This is a genomic window from Pantoea coffeiphila, from assembly GCF_016909495.1.
In the GTDB taxonomy this organism is placed as follows: Bacteria; Pseudomonadota; Gammaproteobacteria; order Enterobacterales; family Enterobacteriaceae; genus Erwinia; species Erwinia coffeiphila.
The window spans coordinates 342,867-365,064 of record NZ_JAFBFW010000006.1 but is presented as its reverse complement, the minus strand read 5'-3'; the positions used below and the strand labels follow the sequence as shown (position 1 = coordinate 365,064).

Annotated in this window: 17 protein-coding genes; 11 read left to right on the top strand and 6 right to left on the bottom strand. The window is 58.2% G+C overall.

The features are described 5' to 3' along the window. Position 1 precedes the first annotated feature (1 nt). The 6 genes from JOE09_RS20430 to JOE09_RS20405 are packed head-to-tail and all read left to right on the top strand — an operon-like array spanning position 2 to position 5,799. Positions 2–1,087 (top strand): LuxE/PaaK family acyltransferase, encoded by a 1,086-nt coding sequence (locus JOE09_RS20430; RefSeq protein WP_205067059.1) that lies wholly within the window; start codon positions 2–4, stop codon positions 1,085–1,087. Continuing rightward, the gene (locus tag JOE09_RS20425; RefSeq protein ID WP_205067058.1) at positions 1,084–2,532 is read left to right on the top strand and encodes an acyl-CoA reductase; all 1,449 of its coding nucleotides are present in this window, start codon (positions 1,084–1,086) and stop codon (positions 2,530–2,532) included. Before JOE09_RS20430 ends, JOE09_RS20425 begins: the two co-directional genes overlap by 4 nt. Further along, positions 2,522–3,283 (top strand): ABC transporter ATP-binding protein, encoded by a 762-nt coding sequence (locus JOE09_RS20420; RefSeq protein ID WP_205067057.1) that lies wholly within the window; start codon positions 2,522–2,524, stop codon positions 3,281–3,283. Before JOE09_RS20425 ends, JOE09_RS20420 begins: the two co-directional genes overlap by 11 nt. Then, on the top strand, positions 3,280–4,029 hold the full coding sequence (locus tag JOE09_RS20415) for an ABC transporter permease (RefSeq protein WP_205067056.1): 750 nt from the start codon (positions 3,280–3,282) through the stop codon (positions 4,027–4,029). Before JOE09_RS20420 ends, JOE09_RS20415 begins: the two co-directional genes overlap by 4 nt. A gap of 1 nt (position 4,030) precedes the next feature. Further along, on the top strand, positions 4,031–5,035 hold the full coding sequence (locus tag JOE09_RS20410) for an ABC transporter substrate-binding protein (protein WP_205067055.1): 1,005 nt from the start codon (positions 4,031–4,033) through the stop codon (positions 5,033–5,035). Next, complete coding sequence (locus JOE09_RS20405) at positions 5,032–5,799, top strand: SDR family oxidoreductase (protein ID WP_205067054.1); 768 nt, start codon at positions 5,032–5,034, stop codon at positions 5,797–5,799. Before JOE09_RS20410 ends, JOE09_RS20405 begins: the two co-directional genes overlap by 4 nt. A 38-nt stretch (positions 5,800–5,837) precedes the next feature. Here JOE09_RS20405 and JOE09_RS20400 read toward each other — a convergent pair whose 3' ends face one another. Continuing rightward, on the bottom strand, positions 5,838–7,868 hold the full coding sequence (locus JOE09_RS20400) for a choline transporter (RefSeq protein ID WP_105591758.1): 2,031 nt from the start codon (positions 7,866–7,868) through the stop codon (positions 5,838–5,840). A gap of 165 nt (positions 7,869–8,033) precedes the next feature. Here JOE09_RS20400 and betI point away from each other — a divergent pair, with 165 nt between their 5' ends. From betI to betA, 3 genes are read left to right on the top strand one after another with little or no spacing between them, the layout of a single operon-like run. After that, entirely contained in the window at positions 8,034–8,624 is a 591-nt protein-coding gene (betI, locus tag JOE09_RS20395; protein WP_205067053.1) for a transcriptional regulator BetI, read from the top strand. A gap of 18 nt (positions 8,625–8,642) precedes the next feature. Continuing rightward, positions 8,643–10,115: a betaine-aldehyde dehydrogenase gene (gene betB, locus JOE09_RS20390; RefSeq protein ID WP_205067052.1), complete on the top strand. Its 1,473-nt coding sequence runs from the start codon at positions 8,643–8,645 to the stop codon at positions 10,113–10,115. A gap of 22 nt (positions 10,116–10,137) precedes the next feature. Continuing rightward, a complete protein-coding gene (gene betA, locus JOE09_RS20385; RefSeq protein WP_205067051.1) occupies positions 10,138–11,814 on the top strand; it encodes a choline dehydrogenase in 1,677 nt (558 codons plus the stop codon). Between the two features lie 81 nt (positions 11,815–11,895). On the opposite strand, the gene JOE09_RS20380 is transcribed toward betA, so the two are convergent. Together JOE09_RS20380 and JOE09_RS20375 are read right to left on the bottom strand one after the other, a co-directional pair. Beyond that, positions 11,896–13,275 carry a GGDEF domain-containing protein gene (locus tag JOE09_RS20380; protein WP_205067050.1) on the bottom strand — a complete coding sequence of 460 codons (1,380 nt, stop codon included), beginning with the start codon at positions 13,273–13,275 and terminating at the stop codon, positions 11,896–11,898. A gap of 506 nt (positions 13,276–13,781) precedes the next feature. Next, positions 13,782–14,198 carry a hypothetical protein gene (locus JOE09_RS20375; protein ID WP_205067049.1) on the bottom strand — a complete coding sequence of 139 codons (417 nt, stop codon included), beginning with the start codon at positions 14,196–14,198 and terminating at the stop codon, positions 13,782–13,784. A gap of 412 nt (positions 14,199–14,610) precedes the next feature. Here JOE09_RS20375 and JOE09_RS20370 point away from each other — a divergent pair, with 412 nt between their 5' ends. Beyond that, positions 14,611–15,549, top strand: coding sequence for an omptin family outer membrane protease (locus JOE09_RS20370; protein ID WP_105591765.1), 939 nt, complete (start codon positions 14,611–14,613; stop codon positions 15,547–15,549). Positions 15,550–15,597: 48 nt separating this feature from the next. Here the strand turns inward: JOE09_RS20370 and JOE09_RS20365 are convergent, their stop codons facing one another. From JOE09_RS20365 to JOE09_RS20355, 3 genes are read right to left on the bottom strand one after another with little or no spacing between them, the layout of a single operon-like run. Beyond that, on the bottom strand, positions 15,598–17,187 hold the full coding sequence (locus tag JOE09_RS20365; RefSeq protein ID WP_205067048.1) for an ABC transporter substrate-binding protein: 1,590 nt from the start codon (positions 17,185–17,187) through the stop codon (positions 15,598–15,600). Between the two features lie 3 nt (positions 17,188–17,190). Beyond that, positions 17,191–18,876 (bottom strand): hydantoinase B/oxoprolinase family protein, encoded by a 1,686-nt coding sequence (locus JOE09_RS20360; protein ID WP_205067047.1) that lies wholly within the window; start codon positions 18,874–18,876, stop codon positions 17,191–17,193. Beyond that, positions 18,873–20,984 carry a hydantoinase/oxoprolinase family protein gene (locus tag JOE09_RS20355; protein WP_205067046.1) on the bottom strand — a complete coding sequence of 704 codons (2,112 nt, stop codon included), beginning with the start codon at positions 20,982–20,984 and terminating at the stop codon, positions 18,873–18,875. The genes JOE09_RS20360 and JOE09_RS20355 overlap by 4 nt, the downstream gene beginning before the upstream one ends. Positions 20,985–21,211: 227 nt before the next feature. Between JOE09_RS20355 and JOE09_RS20350 the strand changes: the two genes are divergently transcribed. Then, on the top strand, positions 21,212–22,198 hold the full coding sequence (locus JOE09_RS20350; RefSeq protein ID WP_205067045.1) for an ABC transporter permease: 987 nt from the start codon (positions 21,212–21,214) through the stop codon (positions 22,196–22,198).

Below are 22,198 nucleotides of genomic sequence, written 5' to 3'. Positions count from 1 at the left end.
CATGACCGAAGCGGCAATCATTTCAGCCTTACTGACCTTTCTGCAGCGCGACGATACCACCGACGCCGACTTCAACCGGCTGGCGCTGGAGATATTCGCTTATCAGTTTGAACACAATCTTTCCTATCGCCGCTTCGCCATCCAGCGAGGGCGCACCCCGCTGACGGTAAAAAGCTGGCAGAAAATTCCCGCCGTGCCGATCACCGCCTTTAAGGATCTGACGCTCAGCTGCCGCCCGGTGGAGGAGATCTCCGCGGTGTTTATGACCAGCGGCACCACTGGCAGCGTGCGGGGCCGCAGCTACCATCCCACGCTGGACGTGTGGAAGCAGTCAATGCGCCTGAACTTCCGCCGCCGTTTTATGGCCGGAACGGAACGCATCCGCATGGGTATCCTTTTCCCCGATAACCGCGCGCTGCCCAACTCTTCGCTGGCGCACTATCTGACCCTGGCGGTGGCGGAATTTGGCACAGCGAACAGCGAGGTGCTGGTCAGCGCCGACAGCGGGCTGGAACTGCCGCGCCTGTTCGCCGCGCTGGAACATGCGGAAAGCACCGGCGAACCCTATGCGCTGCTGGGGGCCAGCTACAGCTTTGTCCACCTGCTGGATGAGATGCAGCGCCAGCAGCGCCGCTTCCGCCTGCCCGCAGGCAGCCGAATTCTCGATACCGGCGGGTTTAAAGGCCAGTCGCGGGAAATTCAGCCGGATGAATTCTACGATGCGCTGACGGACATGCTGGGCGTACCGCGCAGCCGCTGCATCAATATGTACGGCATGACCGAGCTGAGCAGCCAGTACTACGATGACGGCAACGCCGTCTGCCCGCCGGTGAAATCCGGCCCGCACTGGGTCCGATCGCGGGTGGTCAATCCGCTGACCGGAGAGGATGTCCCGGAAGGGGAGGTCGGCGTGCTGGTGCATCACGATCTGGCGCACTTTAACTGCGCGGCCGCCATCCTGACCGAAGATGCGGGCGTGAGAGTGGAGGGCGGTTTCCGGCTGCTGGGCCGGGTGGCCGGCGCGGATGCCCGGGGTTGTTCGCTGGCGATGGAAGATTTTCTCCGCGCGGCGCAGGTGACGCAGTGAGGGAAGTCGCCGGTTATCTGCCGGGCATGGACCCCAGAGAAGTGCAGTGGCGCAGCCTGCACTTCCGCCGCGATGGCGAAAGCCTGGAGGTCTGCGTACCGGAGCTGACCGAAACGCAGATTGAGGCGCTGTCCACGCACATCCGCCGCCATGCCCGCGACTACCTCAGCACGCTCAGCGTGGTGCAGATCGTGAGCATCATCGACCGGGCGGTGGCGAAGCTGCTGGACCGCAGCCATCCGCTGCGTATCCGTGCCGAACGGCTGCTGCCGCTGGTTACCGGCTATGACGCGGAGACGATCCGGCTCGGGCTGACCGGCTATCTGAAAACCTTTCGCCAGCCGCAGCTGAAGCGGTTTCTGGCCGAGGATTTTGCCGATCCGCAAATGCTCGACGATTTCCAGCCACGGCCGAAAGGCGGCTTTGCCCGCGCGTACGGCCCACCGCTGCTGCTGCATATCTGGGCCGGAAATATTCCGGGCCTGCCGCTGTGGAGCCTGATCGGCGGCCTGCTGGTCAAGGCCGGAACCCTCGGTAAGCTGCCCGGCAGCGAGCCGCTGATGGCGGGATGGTTCGCGCAGCTGCTGGCGGAAGTCGACCCGAAACTCGGCGAGTGCCTGGCGGTAGCCTGGTGGAAGGGCGGCGAAACGGCCACGGAAAATGCCTGGCTGCGTCAGGCGGATACCGTACTTGCCTACGGCAGCAACCCGACCCTGGCGGCCATCCGGCAGCGGCTGCCGGTCACCACGCGATTCTTGCCCCACGGTCACAAAATCAGCTTCGGGCTGGTTTCACGCTCGGCGCTGGACAGCCGTAAAGGCCCGGATCTGGCCCGCCGCGCAGCTTTTGATGTGATGCGCTACGACCAGGCAGGCTGTTATTCCCCGCAGATGCTGTTCGTGGAGCGCGGAGGCACGCTGTCGCCCGAAGAATTTGCTGCCCGTGTCGCCCATGCGCTGTCCGCGCTGGAGCGCAAATACCCGCGTGGCGCACTGACGCTGGCTGAACAGAACGCCGTCGCCGCCTGGCGCAGCGCGGAGGAAATGCGCGCGCTGAGCGGCGACCGCACGCTGTTTGGCGATCCGGCCGACGGCTGGGCGGTGGTGTATGCCCATCAGGCTGAACCGCTGTCGCCCTCTGCACTCGCCCGCACGGTGAAAATCGTGCCTGTTGACTCGCTGGATGAGGTGACGGGCCTGATCGCCCCGCAGCGCCGATTTTTGCAGACTGCAGGCGTGGCAGCCTCGCCGGAGGAGCTGTTCACTATTGCCTGGCGGCTGGGGCAGGCTGGCGTTACCCGCATCGCCGCGCTGGGTGCCATGACCTCGCCGGAGGCGGGCTGGCATCACGATGGCCGTTTCAGCCTGCTCGACCTGGTCACCTTCACCGAGATCGACGGGGCCGCCGACGCTGCCAGCGAGGAGTACGCCGCCTATGCCGACTGAAGCTGACGCTGCGCCATTTGTCACGATTGACGAGGTGCATTTTTCCCACGGCAGGGCGCAGCCGGTAGTCGATCGGGTCAGCTGGCGCATCCCGCGCGGTGCCTTTCACTGCCTGGTTGGCCGCAGCGGCTGCGGCAAAACGACGCTGCTGAAACTGGCGGCCGGGCTGCTTTCGCCGGACGATGGCCGTATCCGCGTGGACGGACGGACGCTGTACGGACCCGATCCCGCAACCGGCTTTGTGTTTCAGTCACCGACACTGCTGTCGTGGCTGAGCGTGCTGGACAACGTGCTGCTGCCGCTGGCCCTTAAACGGCAGCAGAAGCAGGGGGGTGAGAAGGCCAGAGAACTGCTGAACCTGCTGGGTATTGGCGAACTGGCCGAGCGCTTCCCACACCAGCTGTCCGGCGGGCAGCAAAGCCGGGTTGCCATCGCCCGCGCGCTGATCGGCGACCCTCACCTGCTGTTGCTGGATGAGCCGTTTGCCGCGCTGGATGCCCTGACCCGCGAACAGCTGCAGGACGACCTGCTGGTGCTCTGCAACAGGCAGCAGATCACCGCGCTGTTTGTCACGCACGATATTGGCGAAGCGGTGTATATGGCGGACCGCGTTGCCGTGATGGACGAGGGGCGGGTGATCGACATGCTGGATATCGACCTGCCGAGGCCGCGCACTGGCGATATTCGCTACGGTCAGCCCTTTAACGCTCTGAGCCGACAGCTGCGGCACGCCATGGACAGTCTGCGATGAGGGCCAGGCTCTGTGCGATCCTGCTGCTGCTGATCCTGCTGGCGGGCTGGGAACTGGCCTGTCGCGTGGGTGGGATCTCCCCGCTGGTGGTCCCCGCCCCCGGCCAGGTTTTCCAGACCCTGTGGCAGGAACTCGCCAGCGGACGGCTGTGGCCGCATATTTTCACCACCGCGCTGGAGATGTCCTTCGGCCTGGCGCTGGGCTGCGCCATCGGCCTGCCGGTCGGTATCGTGCTGGCTGAGGTTGGCTTTCTGCGGCGGCTGCTGCACCCGTATATCGTCGCCTGCCAGGTGATCCCCAAACTGGCGCTCGGCCCGCTGTTTATCATCTGGTTCGGCTTTGGCATGACCTCAACGGTGGTGATTACCGCTCTGATCTGCTTCTTCCCGCTGATGGAAAACACCATTGCTGGCCTGACGCGGGTCGATCCCGCCCGCCTTGAACTGTTCCGCATGCTCGGTGCTACGCGCCTGCAAACGCTCTGGCGGCTGAAGCTACCCACCGCGCTGCCGGTGATTCTCGCCGGTCTGCGGGTGTCGGTCGTGCTGGCGCTGGTCGGGGCCGTCGTCGGTGAATTTATCGGCGGCCGCGCCGGGCTGGGAGCATCCATCATTGCCGCACAGGGGGTGATGGATTCGGCGCTGATGTTTGCCCTGCTGGTCGTTATTACCCTTCTCGGAATGCTTTTTTATCACGCCGCGCTGACGCTGGAACGCGTTCTGCTGCGCCATCACAGGAATCATTAAAATGTCCCGATCGTTCTGCCGTCTTTGTTCGTCGATCCCCCTCGTTTTAGCCCTGCTGTTCGGCAGCCTGCCCGCGCTGGCGCACGGCGAAGAAACCGTCACCGTGGCGGGCTGGAGCCAGCCGATTAGCGAAATCACCAATCTGCTGGCCGAGCCGGATAAAGAGTTCTTTAAAAAGCAGGGCATCGCACTGGACTACGTGCCCGGCACCGGCGGTGCTTCGGCCATCCAGACCATGCTGACCGGCAGGGCGGACGTTGCCTTCACCGATCCGGCCTCTTTCTATCACGCGCTGGATAAAGGGGAGAAACTGATCGCGATCTACAACATCTATCCGCAGAACGTGTTTAACGTGGTGGCACCGAAAGCGTCCGGCATCACTAAGCCTGCCGATCTGAAGGGCAAGCGGATTGGCGTTTACAGCCTGTCCAGCGGCACGCGGCAGAACCTGCAGGTGCTGCTGAACCAGGCGGGAATGAGCGAAGCCGACGTGAAGCTGGAAGTCACCGGGCTGCTGAACTTCGCGCCGCTGATCCAGGGGCAGGTGGATGCCACCGCCGCCACCGATACTGGCCTGCTGATGGGCCGCCTCAAGGGGTTGCCGGAAGTGAATGTGATCGAAGTGAAAGACTACCTTAACGTGCCCAGCGATATTTTTGTGGTCACCGAGCAGACATGGCGGACGAAAAAACCGCTGCTGACGCGCTTTCTGAGTGCGTATCGCGACAGCGCCGCGTGGATGATTGCCGAACCGCAGGAAGCGGCAAAAGTTGCCGTAACGCGGGCGATAAACGGACGGGATGAGGCGGTAAACCTCGAGGTGATTAAGCTGCGCAACCTCTCCAGCGTTTCCGCCACCACGCAAAAAGCGGGGCTGGGGCATTTCGATATGGCGCTGATGCAGCAGGGTGCGGATGCCTTTACCCGCCTGGGAATCATTTCACGCTCGCTGGATATGAGTCAGGTGGTGAAATCAGACCTGATCCCGAACGGAGCCGCCCAGTGAAATTTGCCAACCGTACCGTACTGGTCACTGGTGCCAGCCGGGGAATAGGCGCGGCGATTGCCAAAGCCTTTGCCGCCGAAGGGGCGCTGGTGGTGGTGAACTACCTGCGTAATGAAGCCGCCGCCGGACACGTGGTGGCAGAATGCCGGGCGCTGGGCGGGGAAGCGCTGGCCGTCCAGGCCGATGTCACCTCGGCGGAACAGGTGGCCGCGCTGATGGATCGCATCGCCACGTCTTGCGGCCGCCTGGATGCGGTGGTCAATAACGCCTTTGCGCCTTACGTTTTCGATACCGATAACCGCCCGCGCTTCTGGGAAACGCCGTGGTCCAACTGGCAGACGCAGTTCGACGGCGCGGTCGGCGCGGCGTATCAGGTTTGCCAGGCGGCGCTGCCGCTGATGCGGCCCCGCGCGCGCGGCAGCATCGTCAATCTGGTCAGTGATCTGGTCGCCCGCCCGTCCGTTCCCTATCACGACTACATCACCGCCAAGGCGGCGCTGATCGGCTTCAGCCGCACGCTGGCTGCCGAGCTGGGTCCGCTGGGTATTCGCGTCAACTGCGTGGCACCCGGGCTGGTCTACCCGACAGATGCCAGCCGCACCACGCGTCAGGACGTTCGCGCAGCGCTGGAGGCACAAACCCCGCTCGGGCGAGTGGCAGGTGTGGAGGATATTACCGGCCCGGTGCTGTTCCTGGCGTCGGACTGGAGCGAATTTGTTACCGGACAAACGCTGAATGTGGATGGCGGGCTGGTGATGAATTGAAGAGAAAGCACGCGGCAGAACGCCGCGTGCGGGGGGCTTTAGATATCCGGGAAGGTCAGGTTGTTGCCCGGCGCTTCGCGGTTGAGGTGGATAAAGTTCAGGTGACGCTCGTACTGATCGAGAATATCAATAATCACCTGTTCCTTGCTGTAATCCATCAGGTCGTTGCCCTGACTGCCCTCCAGCAGGAAGGTTTCCAGGCGGAAGTAGCTGGATTTCCCGCTGCGGGCGCGGTAGGTGAAGCCCGGCACCGAGTATTTCTGCGGCCACACCTGATAGACGAAGTCCTGCTCGTCGCCCAGATGCACGCGAAGCTCCAGATGGCCGAGATCTTCCCCTTCCTGGGCCGGCAGGCTTTCCAGCATCACTTTGCCGCCGCGCAGCTCCAGCTCCTTCGCCACATCCTGCATCGCCGGATAAACCACCGTCTGCATCATCTGCTCGGTATAGCGCGAACCAGGATAGTTCATCAGGCGCGACAGGCGTTTCTTCCAACTTAACCGATCGTGTGCGCTGGCCAGATACGGGGCGGTATCGCGGTTGGCGCTCACCCGGCGGTAATCTTCAACCTTCAGCGATTTATACAGACCGGCCATCACAAAGAAGATCACAAAGCTGAACGGCAGCCCCATAATCACCGTCGCGTTTTGCAGCGCGGAAATGCCGTTGGTCATCAGCATACCGAGCGTCAGCAGACCGATGGTGACCGACCAGAAAATACGTATCCAGTTCGGCGCATCACTGTTGATGTCCTTCAGTTTGCAGGTGAAATTACCCAACACCAGCGATCCCGAATCCGCCGAGGTGACGTAGAACAGCATACCGGTAATGGTGGCAACCGAAGCGCTGAATTTAAAGGCCGGATACTGTGCCAGCAGGCTGTAGAAACCGCGCTCGGCATGGCTCATCACTTCCTGCGCGAACCCTGCATCGCCGTGAATGATTTCATACAGTGCGGCATTACCAAACACCGACAGCCACAGCAGGGTAAAGGTGAAGGGGATAATCAGCGTGCCGAGCACGAATTCACGAATGGTACGGCCGCGTGAGATACGCGCGAGGAACAGTCCGACAAACGGCGACCAGGCCACCCACCACGCCCAGAAAAACAGCGTCCAGCTGTTCATCCACTCAACGGGGCGATCGAAGGCAAAGGTGTTGAGCGTCATGCCGGTAAAGCGGTTGATATAGTCACCGACGTTCAGCACCAGCGCGTTCAGTAAGAATTCAGTGTTGCCGAAGAACAGCACGAACAGGATCAGGAACAGCGCCAGCGCCACATTCAGCTCGGATAAAATACGGATGCCTTTATCGACGCCGGAGGTAACGGAAATCGTGGCAATCACGACCGACAGCACGATTAACGCCGTCTGGGCACCCAGCCCTTCCGGGATATCAAACAGCACCTTCAGCCCGTAATTCAGCTGAACCACGCCGATACCCAGCGTGGTAGCGATGCCGAAGATGGTGCCGATAACGGCGGCGATATCCACGGTGTGGCCGATGGGGCCGTTAATGCGTTTACCAAAGATGGGATACAGTGCGGAGCGAATGGTCAGCGGCAGGTTGTAGCGGTAACTGAAGTAGCCCAGCGCGATGCCCATCAGGGCGTACATCGACCAGCCGGTCAGGCCATAATGGAACAGCGTCCAGACCATCGCCTGACGGGCCGCTTCGAACGTTTGCCCCTGGCCTTCCGGTGGCTGCATATACTGCGTTACCGGTTCAGCAACGGAGAAGAACATCAGATCGATACCGATGCCTGCGGCGAACAGCATCGCCGCCCAGCTCAGGATACTGAACTCCGGTTTCGACTGCTCGGGCCCGAGTTTGATCGCGCCAAATCGCGAACAGGCCATAAAAATCACAAACACCACATACAACGTGGCAGCCAGCATGTAATACCAGCCAAATGTGGCGGAAACCCAGTTAACGGCGCGCAGTATCCAGCTCGCCATGAGGTCGCTGTAGAGAATCGTCATCAGGGAAAACAACAAAATCAGCCCGGCGGACGTGTAAAACACCACGGGATTGATTTTGTCCTTTTCACTGGCAGGTGGATTATTCATCAATTACCTCAGGTTTTGACTCAACAAAAGAATTAACAACAATTACTTGCGGTTCGTAACGAATCGCCTGCAACACATACATACTAGCAACAAAACATTTTATATTGAACGTTCAATCAATAAAAAGTTACACTAGCGTCTCGTTTTACTCGTGGAGTTGAGGTTATGCCAAAGGTAGGGATGCAGCCAATCAGGCGGAGACAGTTAATAGATGCCACGCTGAACACCATCAATGAAGTCGGCATTAACGATGCGACCATTGTGCAGATTGCCAGGCGGGCTGGCGTGTCTACCGGCATCATCAGCCATTACTTCAAAGACAAGAACGGTCTGCTGGAAGCGACCATGCGCGATGTCACCCGTCAGCTGCGCGACGCCGTCGCGTCGCGGTTGGAAAAACTGATCGATGCCGGGGCAGAAGCCCGCTTGTGCGCGATCGTTGAAGGGAATTTCGATAAAACGCAGGTCCACAGCGCCGCCATGAAGGCCTGGCTGGATTTCTGGTCCAGCAGCATGCATCAGCCTTCTTTACACCGCCTGGAGCGGGTCAGCAGCGGCCGACTGTTCAGCATGTTAGTGGTGGAATTTCGCAGGGAACTGCCGCGAGAAGCGGCGCGCATTGCCGGGCACGGACTGGCCTCGCTGATTGATGGCCTCTGGCTACGTGCCGCGCTCAGCGGCAAACCGTTTGATGAAGATCTGGCGCTGGCGCTGACCCGCCAGTTTATTCGTCAACAGCTTGCACGAACCGAATAACCTGAGAAAGGAGATACCATGTCACGATTCCCGGAGCAGAAACTCTATATTGATGGCGGCTACGTCGCAGCAGAAAGCGGTGAGCGTTTCGACACCATCAACCCCGCGAACGGTGAAGTGCTGGCCCAGGTTCACGCCGCCGGTGCCGCCGACGTCAACCGCGCCGTCGAATCCGCGCGCAAAGGCCAGAAGATCTGGGCCGCGATGACCGCCATGGAACGCTCACGTATTTTACGCCGTGCGGTCGACATCCTGCGCGAGCGCAACGACGCGCTGGCAGAATTAGAAACGCTGGATACCGGTAAACCGCTGAGCGAAACCGCCAGCGTTGATATCGTCACCGGTGCGGACGTGCTGGAGTATTACGCCGGGCTGGCACCTTCACTGGAAGGTCAGCAGATCCCGCTGCGCGAAACGTCCTTCGTTTACACCCGCCGCGAGCCGCTGGGCGTGGTGGCCGGTATCGGCGCGTGGAACTACCCAATCCAGATCGCCCTGTGGAAATCCGCTCCGGCGCTGGCCGCCGGTAATGCGATGATCTTCAAACCGAGCGAAGTCACCCCACTGACCGCGCTGAAGCTGGCTGAAATCTACACCGAGGCGGGCGTGCCGGACGGCGTGTTTAACGTACTGCCTGGCATCGGTGCGGTCACCGGACAGCTGCTGACCGAGCATCCGGGTATCGACAAAGTCTCCTTTACCGGTGGCGTCGTGAGCGGCAAGAAGGTGATGGCCAACGCCGCAGGCTCAACGTTGAAAGAAGTGACGATGGAGCTGGGCGGTAAATCGCCGCTGATTATCTTCGACGATGCCGATCTGGATCTGGCAGCGGATATCGCCATGATGGCCAACTTCTACAGCTCCGGCCAGGTCTGTACCAACGGCACCCGGGTGTTTATTCCGTCGGCGCTGAAGAGCGCGTTTGAAGCCAAAATCCGCTTCCGCGTTTCCCGTATTCGCGCCGGTGACCTCAACGATCCGCAAACCAACTTCGGCCCGCTGGTCAGCTTCGCCCACCGCGACAACGTGATGCGTTTTATCGACAGCGGCAAAGCCGAAGGCGCACGCGTGCTGTGCGGCGGTGAGCGCTTAACCGGCGAAGGCTTCGACAACGGTGCGTGGGTGGCACCAACGGTGTTTACCGACTGCCACGACGAGATGACCATCGTCCGCGAAGAGATCTTCGGCCCGGTGATGTCGATCCTCAGTTACGACGATGAAGAAGAAGTGATTCGCCGCGCCAACAACACCGAGTTCGGCCTGGCCGCCGGTGTGGTCACCCGCGACCTGAACCGCGCGCACCGCGTGATCCACCAGCTTGAGGCCGGTATCTGCTGGATTAATACCTGGGGCGAATCCGCCGCTGAAATGCCGGTGGGCGGCTACAAGCATTCAGGCATCGGCCGCGAAAACGGCGTGATGACGCTGCAAAACTACACGCAGTTGAAGTCAGTACAGATTGAGATGGCCACCTTCCAGTCGGTGTTTTAATCCCAGCTTAAAGGAGCAACTCATGGAATTTGATTACATTATTATCGGTGCGGGTTCGGCAGGTAACGTGCTGGCCACCCGCCTGACCGAAGACGCCAACATTAACGTGCTGCTGCTGGAAGCGGGCGGCCCGGACTATCGCTTTGATTTCCGTACGCAGATGCCGGCGGCGCTGGCCTTCCCGCTACAGGGAAAACGCTATAACTGGGCGTATGAAACCGACCCTGAGCCGCACATGAACAACCGCCGTATGGAGTGCGGGCGCGGTAAAGGCCTGGGCGGTTCTTCACTGATTAACGGCATGTGCTATATCCGCGGCAACGCGCTGGATCTCGACGGCTGGGCGCAGCAGCCCGGCCTGGAGAACTGGAGCTACCTGGACTGCCTGCCGTACTACCGCAAGCTGGAAAACCGCGACACCGGTGCCAACGACTGGCATGGCGCAGATGGCCCGGTGAGCATCACCACGCCGAAAGCGGGCAATAATCCGCTGTTCGCGGCAATGGTGGAAGCGGGGGTGCAGGCAGGCTATCCGCGCACCGACGATCTGAACGGCTATCAGCAGGAAGGGTTCGGCCCGATGGATCGCTTCGTGACGCCGAAAGGCCGCCGCTCCAGCACCGCACGCGGCTACCTGGACCAGGCCAAACCGCGCCCGAACCTAAAAATCATCACTCACGCGCTGACCAACCGCATTGTGTTTGAAGGCAAGCGCGCCGTGGGCGTGGAATATCTGGTGGGTGACGGCGATACGCTGCATCGCGCCAGCGCCCGCAAAGAGGTGTTGCTCTCCGCCGGGGCGATTGCCTCGCCGCAGATCCTCCAGCGCTCTGGCGTGGGCCCGGCCGAGCTGTTAAAGCAGTTTGATATCCCGCTGGTGCACGACCTGCCCGGCGTGGGTGAGAACTTGCAGGATCACCTGGAAATGTACCTGCAGTACGAGTGTAAAGAACCGGTTTCGCTTTACCCGGCGCTCAAATGGTGGAACCAGCCGAAAATCGGCGCGGAGTGGCTGTTCAACGGCACCGGTATTGGTGCCAGCAACCAGTTTGAAGCCGGTGGCTTTATCCGCAGCGATGCCGCGTTTGCCTGGCCGAATATTCAGTATCACTTCCTGCCGGTGGCGATTAACTACAACGGCTCCAACGCGGTAGAAGCTCACGGCTTCCAGTGCCACGTCGGTTCAATGCGCTCCAAAAGCCGGGGCCGCGTGCAGCTGAAATCCCGCGATCCGCGCCAGCATCCGAGCATTCTGTTTAACTACATGGCAGATGAAGAGGACTGGATTGAGTTCCGTGCGGCAATCCGCATCACCCGTGAGATTATCAATCAGCCTGCGCTGGATGCCTTCCGTGGCAAAGAGATCAGCCCCGGTGACGCGTACCAGACGGACGAAGAGCTGGATGAGTTTGTGCGCAATCACGGCGAAACGGCGTATCACCCGTGCGGCACCTGTAAAATGGGCACCGACGAGATGGCGGTGGTCGACGGAGAAGGGCGCGTGCACGGCCTGGACGGCCTGCGCGTAGTGGATGCCTCGATTATGCCGCTGATTATCACCGGTAATCTGAATGCCACCACCATTATGATCGGTGAAAAGATTGCCGACTCCGTTCGCGGCCGCGCGCCGCTGCCGCGCAGCACCGCCGACTACTACGTGGCGGGCGATGCGCCGGTTCGCGGCAAGCCTTTGCGTTAATTCTCTTCCGTTCATACTCCGGATGGCGTGGAGCAGGGATGCTACGCCACGGGGTTTACTCGCTAAACGACTATCTCAAACTTAAAAACGCTCGATGCGGTTTCTGCCGTTACCCTTCGCGGTGTACAACGCGGCATCAGCGTTTTTCAATAACAGGTTATAGTCAGGATGGCCGTTATGGATCGCATAGCCGATACTGACGGTGATCTGGATAGTTTCCCCCGGCAGCACTTCAAACGGTGTACTGGTGATCGTTCTTCTTATCCGCTCCAGCGAGGTGCGGGCGTCGAACTCGCCGGCCTCTACCAGGATCAGCAAAAACTCTTCGCCGCCGTAGCGGAACAGATAATCGCTTGAGCGGATATTATCGCCCAGCAGCCCGGCAATATGCATCAGCGCACGGTCGCCAACCGGATGACCCCATTTATCATTTATTTTCTTAAAGTAGTCGGCGTCAATTATCGCCACGCTGAGCGGCAATTTATTTTCAATTGCCAGGCTCACCTCGTGTTTTAATATTGTTGGCAGATAGCGTTTGTTGAGCAGATTAGTCAGCGCATCTTTACCGTCCTTCATATTAGAAGCATCGCTGAATAACATCTCCAGATTCATATGTATCTGCTGGCAGTTGGAATGAATAACGCGTAACAGTTCCTGCGTTTTTTTCACTTCCAGCTCCACGCTGGTATCAATAGCCAGTATTTCCCGGTCGATAACATCGATTAACTGGCGAATTTCACTAACCTTACGATCTTCACCGAAATTCTTAACGCATTTATGCCGAAACCACAGGCCAAATCCGGAACTGGACAGGCTGATTAACGATTCCGTCTTCCTGGCTCCGCTCACCAGGTCGTACATCACGGTGTTTTCCCAGCTGGACAGGGCCGCCTGCTGCTTGCCCTGCTCCAGGTCAGAATTGTTCATCAGCACGTGCAGACGATAGGACTCCTCGTTCTGCGTAGCGCGGTGATGCGACATCGCATAAGCATGACTCATGAGTTCTATCGCCATATCAATAGCCATTGATGAGTAATGCTTCACTTCAAAAATGACCGCACGATCGGCGTCATACTCTTTCAGATAGTGGTAGATGCCGTATTTAATCTGGCGGGAGCCGCGCTGAACAAACTGGATGGGAATGCCGATTCGCGCATGCACGCCGCCGATGTGGTACTGCTGTTTAGCCAGCGGTTCCAGCTCATCGGTCTTCACGCAAAGTACGGCTTTTAGCCATTTGATCAGTGAGCGACTCAGCTGCACCTGAACCAGTTCATAAGAAAGATGCGAGGCGGTATCAGGATCTTTCAGCATGCTGTCGTAGAATTTGCTGGTCAGTTTTTCCGACTCGCATTCAGCTATCTGAGATAATAACGCCACGGTATCTTCGCGTAGGCTCTTTCTTAAAGGAATCCATTCATTAAGAATGACTGATATGTACTGATCGATCTCATGTTGCATAATTCTACACCAGTGGGAATACAGACGATTTTAACAACAACTTTATCATGGCTTTAGCAGAAAACACTAATGAATATCATTCATTTCACGGGGTAGAATTTATGATAATAACGTTAAATTAAGGTCATAAAATCTAATTTCCAGTCAGAAAACTGACATAATAATTACCTGGTAATGTCGTTTGGCAAATTAAAATTATTACCCCGAAAATATATAGCAATCGTAAACAGGGATTTATTTATCCAGCGCTGTCCTTTGTCATAAACGGACGATCTCTCTGCGAGTTTTTAGATCTTTGTGGCCGACATGGCGCAAACCACCCATGCGATCGTAGGGGCGAAATCGAGCAGCAGGTGCAGGGGCACCAACTACGGCATGATTTGCGCGAATGCCTGATGAGGCTATTCGGTACTTTTCTGATGACATTGCCGCCTGTTAACGCAGGCGGCTTTCTGAATCGGACGAATGGTCATCAGAAGGCAATCCATCGGCGGATCGCCCGGCGGTTATTTCACCTTAAACTTTCCCTGCTTCCACTGTTTTACCGTATTGGCTTTTGCTGCCGGGCTTTGAATATAACCAATCCCCCATGAGCCCACGCCATACTGGTAAATCTGGTTTTTATACGCGCCCTCAGCACTGGCTTCTTTCGCATAGGGTGCCACGGTATCCTGGAATGCCATAATACCTTCATTGGTGCCAAAATCGGGCCAGTCGGTAATAAACTTTTTAATATCCGCTGCGCCTTTCTTGCAGGCTTCAATCAGGTCGTTATAGGGGGTTTTTGCCTCTTCTTTGATTAAAGACTTGGCATTGTAATCGCAGTTATATTCAATATAGGCACTGACCGCTTTATCGTAATCCGTTTCGGCAAGGACGGGCTGGGACAGCATCGCTGTGGCGATAAAAACCCTGTATTTCATCTGGTTACCTCTCCATAAACCTGTCATAACGCACGCTAAGTTGCGTTTCCATGTTCCTAACCTGCGTAACATTCAGGCTCTGCCTGACGCGTTCAGATTGAGGATATCCACCGTTCTGCTTATTAAGATATCGGTGTCTGATAATTATCAAGTGTGACGACACATCCTGACATCAGGTTATTTTTAACACAACATGAAAGTTATTCATTGGAAAAATAAACTCAGTGACAAATTTCATTACGCGAAATAAGACGGTGGATTTTTAAAATCAACTACGAATCATCCCATCACCATATCACCCGCATGATTCCGATTTCAACTTAATAGAATCCTTACACTTGCTTTACAATTTGTCATGTTTTAATCTGCGCGCGCAGTTTAAGGATTAATATAATTACCCACAGGAAATATAATGAAAAAAAGTATTATCTGCATGATGGTGATGGCTGGGATTTCCGGAACGGCTTCCGCTGAGTCTTCACAATATATACCGAATTTATCCTCTGACAGCCTCAGCGTTTCCACCTCCGTGGGCCTGCTGAGCGGCAAATCAACCGAGCTGGTTTATGACGAAACGACCGGCCGTAAACTCAGCCAGCTGGACTGGAAAATCAAAAATGTGGCGATCCTGAAAGCGGATTTCTCCTGGGATGCCTACTCATTCCTGACGCTGAACGCGCGCGGCTGGACATCGCTGGCATCCGGTTCCGGTCATATGGATGATTACGACTGGGACAACAGCAATCAGTCAGGCTGGACCGACCATTCGTCTCACCCGAGCACCGACGTCAACTACGCCAACGAGTATGACCTGAACGTGAAGGGCTGGCTGCTGCGTGGCGAGGACTACAAAGCCGGGATCGTGGCCGGTTATCAGGAAACGCGCTTTAGCTGGACAGCGACCGGCGGGTCTTACAACTACGATAACGGCAGTACCGTGGGTAACTTCCCGAATGATCAGGTCGGCATTGGCTACAGCCAGCGCTTCACCCTGCCGTATATCGGTCTGGTGGGTCAGTACCGCTTCAATGACTTTGAATTCAATACTCAGTTCAAATTCAGCGACTGGGTCCGCGCGCACGATAACGACGAACACTATGTTCGCGAACTGACCTTCCGTGAGAAGACGTCCGGCTCCCGTTATTACGGCGTGTCCGTTGATGCCGGTTACTACGTGACGCCGAACGCCAAAGTCTTCGCTGAATTCAGCTACAGCAAATACGAAGAAGGTAAGGGCGGCACGCAGATTATCGACAACAGCACCGGTGAGTCTGGCTCAATCGGCGGTGATGCGGCCGGTATTGCTAACAAAAACTACACCGTGACCGCGGGTCTGCAGTATCGCTTCTGATCCTGACATCGCGAGAGGGAAGCCGTCAGCGACGGCTTCCCACATCCCTTACTGCTTCTCCAGCCAGACCTGCGAAAGATTCCCCTCCACGCCGTCGGCGGTCACCGAATGATCGTGAACCTTGCGGTTGTAGATAGTAATAAACTGCGGTGATATCAGATTAATATCGGGCAGTTCCTGTTCAACGATTTTCTGGAAGGCTTTAAACTCCTCAACGCGCTTCTGCGGATCGTTTTCCACCTGAGCGGCTTCCAGCAGACGGTCAACTTCCGGGTTGTGATAATCCGATGCATTAGAGAACGGCACGCCCTTGCGGAAGTTTTTCGACCAGTACACGCGCTGCACGCCCACCGTCGGGTCGTACAGATTGCTGTGCCCGTTTATGGTGAAAGAGAAGTCCCTGTCGGTATAGATGCGGCGCACAAAGCTGGAGAGATCCTGAGCGCGCAGTGTGACTTTAATACCGATTTTCGCCAGCGCCGAGCGGGTGTATTCCGCCGTTTTGCGCAGATCCTCTGAGATTGGGTTGTAATCCAGCGTCACGCTAAACCGCGTACCGTCGCTGCCTTTGGCAAAGCCCGCCTGATCTAACAGCGCATTGGCTTTCTTGATATCAAAGTCATAAGGAGACGGAGAAGGGTCGTGATACGCCTTAATCCCCGGCGCAATCGGTGACGCTGTCACCTGGCCCAGACCAAAGTAGGCCACCTGCAAAATCACATTACGGTTAATGGCATGGGCGACGGCCTGCCGCACCCGCAAATCTTTGAAATGCGCATCGTCGAGGTTGAACTGTAACGAACTGACGTTGTAGGAGTAGCTGTTGCCCTTTGTTTCAAAGCCCAGCTGCGGCAGCGTTTTCAGCCGCGCCACATCATTCAGCGCCACCGGGGTACGATAGCCCAGATCCGCATCACCGGTTTCAAACGCCACCGAGCGCGCTGCCGCATCGGGAATAAACTTCACCACCAGCTGATCCAGGTACGGGCGATTGTTATCCCAGTAGTGAGGATTCCGCTTATAGAGGATGTAGCTGCCACGCACCCACTTGTCGAAGACATACGGACCGGTGCCAATCGGTGCGTTGTTGTGCGGATTGGTCAGTGCGTCAGTACCGTCGTAAATGTGTTTGGGCACAATCGGTGACTCGGCGGCGGCAAACGCTTTAATCAGATAGGGGGCGGGTTTCGACAGCACCAGCACCGCCGTCAGCGGGTCGGGCGTCTCCACTTTCGTGACGTTGGCGAAGGTACTGGAGGCACGCGGATGCACCTTTTTCAGCAGCTCAATGGAAAACGCCACATCGGCAGAGGTGAAATCCTGCCCGTCGTGCCACTTCACGCCAGGGCGCAGATGGAAGGTGTATCGCGTGCCGTCCGGGCTGACCTCCCAGCTCGTTGCCAGCTGGGGTTGAGGATTGAGCTCATAATCATAGCTCAGCAGCCCTTCGGTAACCTTGGCGCTGACGCTGAGCGCAGGCGTGGCGACCGTGGTCAGCGCAATCAGTGCGGGTGGCTCATAGTTCAGCACCAGATTTAACGTACCGCCCTTTTGCGGCTCGGCGGCCTGCGCGCCACCGCCGATCAGGCTGGCTCCTAATGCCAGCGCCAGCAGCGAGCGGCGAAATGTCTCAAGCATGTTTTACTCCGTTTTATTCGTTGATTGAGCCGAATGGCCGTACGCTGTCGCAGCGGCCTGGGGGCTGATAAGCTGGTGGGTGAGGTCGCGGGCAACGCTGGCGACATGGCGTTCGCGGGGATTCCCCAGCCCGCCGCCGCCGGGCGTTTCCACAATCAGATGACTGCCCGGCGGCACAATCTGCCGACCTTTACCGGACAGCGTCTCGCCGGTGGAGAGCGTCACCCGGCCCGGTGCACCGGCCAGACCGCCCTCGGCACCCTGTGCAGGGAAGTGGATGCGATCCCAGGCAGCACCCAGCTCCATGGGCAGATCCTGGCCGTGAGACAGTTCGATCACCTGGCCCAGACCGCCGCGCTGCTGGCCCGCTCCGCCGGAATCCTGACGGTATTCTTTGCGCCAGAACACCACCGGGCTGATCGACTCCAGGATCTCCAGCGACACGTTACGTACCCCGCTGGGGAACGACGTGGTGGACAGCCCGTCAAGCCGGGGACGCGCGCCGGTGCCGCCGGTTGAAAAACTGGTGATGGAAAAACGAGGCTGCGTCAGGGTATTAACGGCATCGTACTCCGGCAAAATATGGCCGCCGGAGAGCTGAATATTCCACAGGCAGGATGCCCCCTCGGCCGGGACTTCGCCCGGACGCGCCTGCCGCAGACAGTTGAACACCACATCGGGCAGCATCTGGCCAATAATATGGCGAGAGGTGACCGCCGCCGGATAAGGCGCATTGAGTATCGACCCCTCCGGCGCATCAATTTTAATCACGCCGAGAGAACCGGCATTATTGGGAATATCGGCACCGATCAGGCAACGAATGCCGAAGGAGGTATAGGCGTCGGTATAGGCCTTGACGACGTTAATCCCTTTAGCAACGAAGCCCGCACTGCCGGCGAAATCAACGTGAATGCCGTCGTGGCCGAGGGTCAGTTTCGCCTGTAGCCGCAGCGGCTGGTCGTAGCCGTCAACCCACAGTTCACTTTCCCAGCTGCCGGCAGGCCAGCTTCTGACCGCTTCCAGCATCGCCTGCTCGGAGCGCGTTAAAATATACTCGCCCACCTCCAGCAGATCGGTCAGGGCAAACTCGTCCAGCAGCGTCAGCAGACGGCGGGCACCCACATCGTTACAGGCCACCAGCGCCAGAAAATCGCCCTCCACCTGCGCCGGTTCCCGAACGTTGGCCTTCACGATATTCAGCACGGTCTGGTCGAGCCGTCCGGCATGGATAAATTTGAGGATCGGCAGGAATAATCCCTCATGCCAGATCTGCTGACCGTCCGGCCCCGGGCCTAACCCGCCGATATCAATCACGTGCAGCGTAGAGGCAAACAGCGCCACCGGGCGCTGGTGATGAAATACCGGCGTAACCATGGTGATATCGTACAGGTGTCCGGTGCCTTTCCAGGGGTCGTTGGTCAGCAGCACATCCCCAGGCTGTAGGGTATCCAGCGGGAATTCACGCAGGAAATGCTTAACCGACTCCGCCATCGAATTGACGTGCCCCGGCGTGCCGGTAACCGCCTGAGCGATCATCCGCCCGTCGGGTAAAAATACCCCGGCGGACAGATCGCCCGCTTCGCGCGTGGCAGTACCGAATGCGGTGCGGATCAGCGCCTGCGCCTGCTCTTCTACCACCGAAATCAAACGATTCCAGATCACCTGAGACTGAATAACCTGTTGGCTCATTGTGCCGCTCCTGACAGGGGTTGACGTTCCAGCAGCAGATGGCCTTCGCGGGTGCTGCTGACCGTAAAGCGTTCATCCACCAGCGTGGTGGTTTCGGGATCGACCACGACCAGTGGACCGGGACGTTGGCCCGTTTGCTCAATATCGGCACGGGTCACGACCGGCACCTGAATTCGCTGCTGCTGTTGCAGGGAGTAGATCGTGCGTTCGGCCGCACCGGCAGTCGGCACGGTCGGTTCGCCGGGAGCAGGGAAGGCAATTTCCGGCGCGGCCGTGGTGGCGGTGACCGTCCAGCTGATGGCTTCCACCGCTACGTGATCGAGGCTGCGGCCGTAGAGCTGGCGATAGGTCCGGGTGAAGCGTTCATGCAGTGCGGTCAGCTCCTGCTCATCAACGTGCTGCCCCTCAAGCGGTATCGCCACCTCATGTCCCTGACCGGCATAGCGCAGATAAACGCTGCGCTGCAGCGTAACTTCCGCCGTTTCATCGGCCTGCTGAACGATGCGGTGGGCCTGCTCGCTCAGTGTTTCCAGTAGCGTATTGACGGCAGGATAGTCGGGGTTATCCAGTCGCTGATAAAAGCTGCGCACGGCCTGATAGGACGCCGGTGCCCACAGAAAACCGAGCGCCGACCCCACGCCTGCGGCATGCGGGATCACCACGCGATCGATGCCCAGCTTGCCGGCCAGTCGGGCGGCGTGCAGCGGTGCCGCACCGCCAAAGGCAATCAGCGTGTAGCTGTCCACCTGCTTACCGGATTCCGTGGCGTGAACACGCGCAGCGTTAGCCATGTTCTCGGCAATAATTTCAGTGACCGCCAGTGCGGCTTCATCCGTTGCCAGCCCCAGCGGTTTGCCGATCTGCTGCGTCAGCGCCGCAGCCGCTTTACCGACGTTCAGCTCCACTTTACCCCCGGCAAAACTGGCCGGATCGAGTAGCCCCAGCTGCGCATTGGCATCGGTAATCGTGACCAGTTCACCACCAAGGTTGTAGCTGACCGGGCCGGGGGCAGAACCGGCGCTGTCTGGCCCCACCTGCAGGCGCTGCAAATGATCGATGCGGGCAATCGATCCCCCTCCGGCACCGATTTCCACCAGGTCGATCACCGGAATACGAATCGGTAAGCCGGAGCCTTTCTGATGACGATGCACGCGGCCAAACTCGAAGCTGCGGGAGATTTGCGGCTGGAAACGATCGATAAAGCAAATTTTGGCCGTTGTACCGCCCATATCGAATGACAGAACCTTTTGCAGACCGAGCTGGCTGGCGATATTACTCGCCAGAATCGCACCGCCCGCCGGGCCGGATTCCACCAGACGGACCGGCTCGCGGATGCCGTTTTCCAGGGTGGTAATGCCGCCGCCGGAGGTCATCAGATAGGGCGGAACCCGCAGACCGCGCGTTGCCAATTGCTGTTGCAGGCGGTGCAGATAACCCGCGACCAGCGGCTGCACGTAGGCATTGGCTGAAACCGTTGACAGCCGCTCGTACTCACGGATTTCAGGGCAGACCTCGCTGGAAAGTGACACGGTCACACCGGGCAGCAAATCACGCAGGATCTCAGCCGTGCGCTGCTCATGCTGCGGATTGATAAAGCTCTGCAGATAGCCAATCGCCACGCTCTCGAACTGCTGCGCTCGCAGCTCTGCCGCCAGCGCGACAACCTGCTCTTCGTTTAGCGGAATGCGCACCTGTCCCTGGGCATCGATGCGTTCTTCTACGGTGAAGCGCCATTCGCGCTCAACCAGCGGCCGGGGCTTTTGCAGAAAGACGTCATACTGGGCAAAGCGGTCTTCCTGGCCGATTTCGACCAGGTCGCGGAATCCGGCGGTGGTAATCAATGCCGTACGCGCGCCTTTGCGTTCAATCAGCGCATTGGTGGCTAGTGTTGTCCCCAGAATCAGCGCATCGATATCGTTGAAGGTTAATTTCGCCTGATCCAACACGTCGCTGATGCCGGTAATCACCGCACGTTCCGGTGCGTCGGCACTGGTGAGAATTTTTGCGGAAAATTGCGTACTGCCGTGCAGCATCACGATATCGGTAAATGTCCCGCCAACATCCACAGCAACCCGGTTAACGGGGCCGTTACCCCCTCTCTCTGACATACATTCGCCTTTATACATAATAAAAAGTGGAGGGCGTCATTAACCGGTATCAGGTAAACGATGGCTACTGAGTATTTCGGGTTAACTCATTCGTAATTTGCAAAAGCGGCCATTGCTTCTCAATCGCCTTATTTCAGAAAAGGTTTCCCGGAAAAATTATTAAGTGAGAAAAACATCGCCTGTTAATTTCGACCCTCTCCACAGATTGTGATTTAAGGACGCTGGCTATGCAGCGAGAGCGCCATTGGCTGCTGATATTTCTGTTTAAAAGTGCGCTTCAGGTCGTGCCAACGTTTATTGGTATTCTGTTGATTATGTTTATCATCCTCAAAACCATTCCCGGTGATGCCGTTGACGTGCTGGCCGGGGAGTCGGGCGGAGCCAGCGCCGCCAGCATGGCGCTAATGCGTGAGCAGTACGGTCTTAACCTGCCCGGCTGGCAGCAGTTTCTTAACTGGGGCGGCCACATCCTGCAGGGAAATCTGGGATTTTCACCCCGCTTTAATACCCCGGTCAGCACGTTGATTCTTTCACGGCTTCCCGCCACGCTGATTTTAATGCTGGCCGCGCAGGCCATTGCGTTAATTATTGGCGTGATTTTCGGCGTGGTGATGGCGTTATTCGTCGGGCGCTGGCCTGACCGGGTATTATCACTCGTCAGCCTGCTGCTTTATTCCCTGCCCGGATTCTGGATTGGGCTGATGCTGCTGGTGCTGTTTTCCGTGCATCTCGGCTGGCTGCCCAGCAACGGTAATATGACTATCGGTGCCGATCTGCACGGTTGGGCCTATATCAGCGATCGGCTGAAGCATGCGGTGTTACCGGTTCTGTCGCTGGCGAGTTTTTTCCTGGCGATTTACGCCCGCCTGACGCGCGCGGCGATGCTGGAAATCGCCCATCAGGATTTTGTGCGCACCGCCCATGCCAAAGGGCTGTCGCCGCTGCGCGTCACGCTGGTTCACACCCTTCGCTGCGCGTTAATTCCGCTGGTCACCGTGAGCGGTATGCACATCGCCACGCTGCTCAGCGGCGCGGCGGTGGTGGAAACGGTGTTTTCCTGGCCGGGGCTGGGCCGACTGGCGCTGGATGCGGTGATGGCGCGCGACGTCAATATTCTGCTGGGCATCCTGCTGTTCTCCTCACTGATGGTGATACTCGCCAACTTTATTGTGGATCTTCTCCACGCCTGGTTAGACCCCCGTATTGCGAGATGA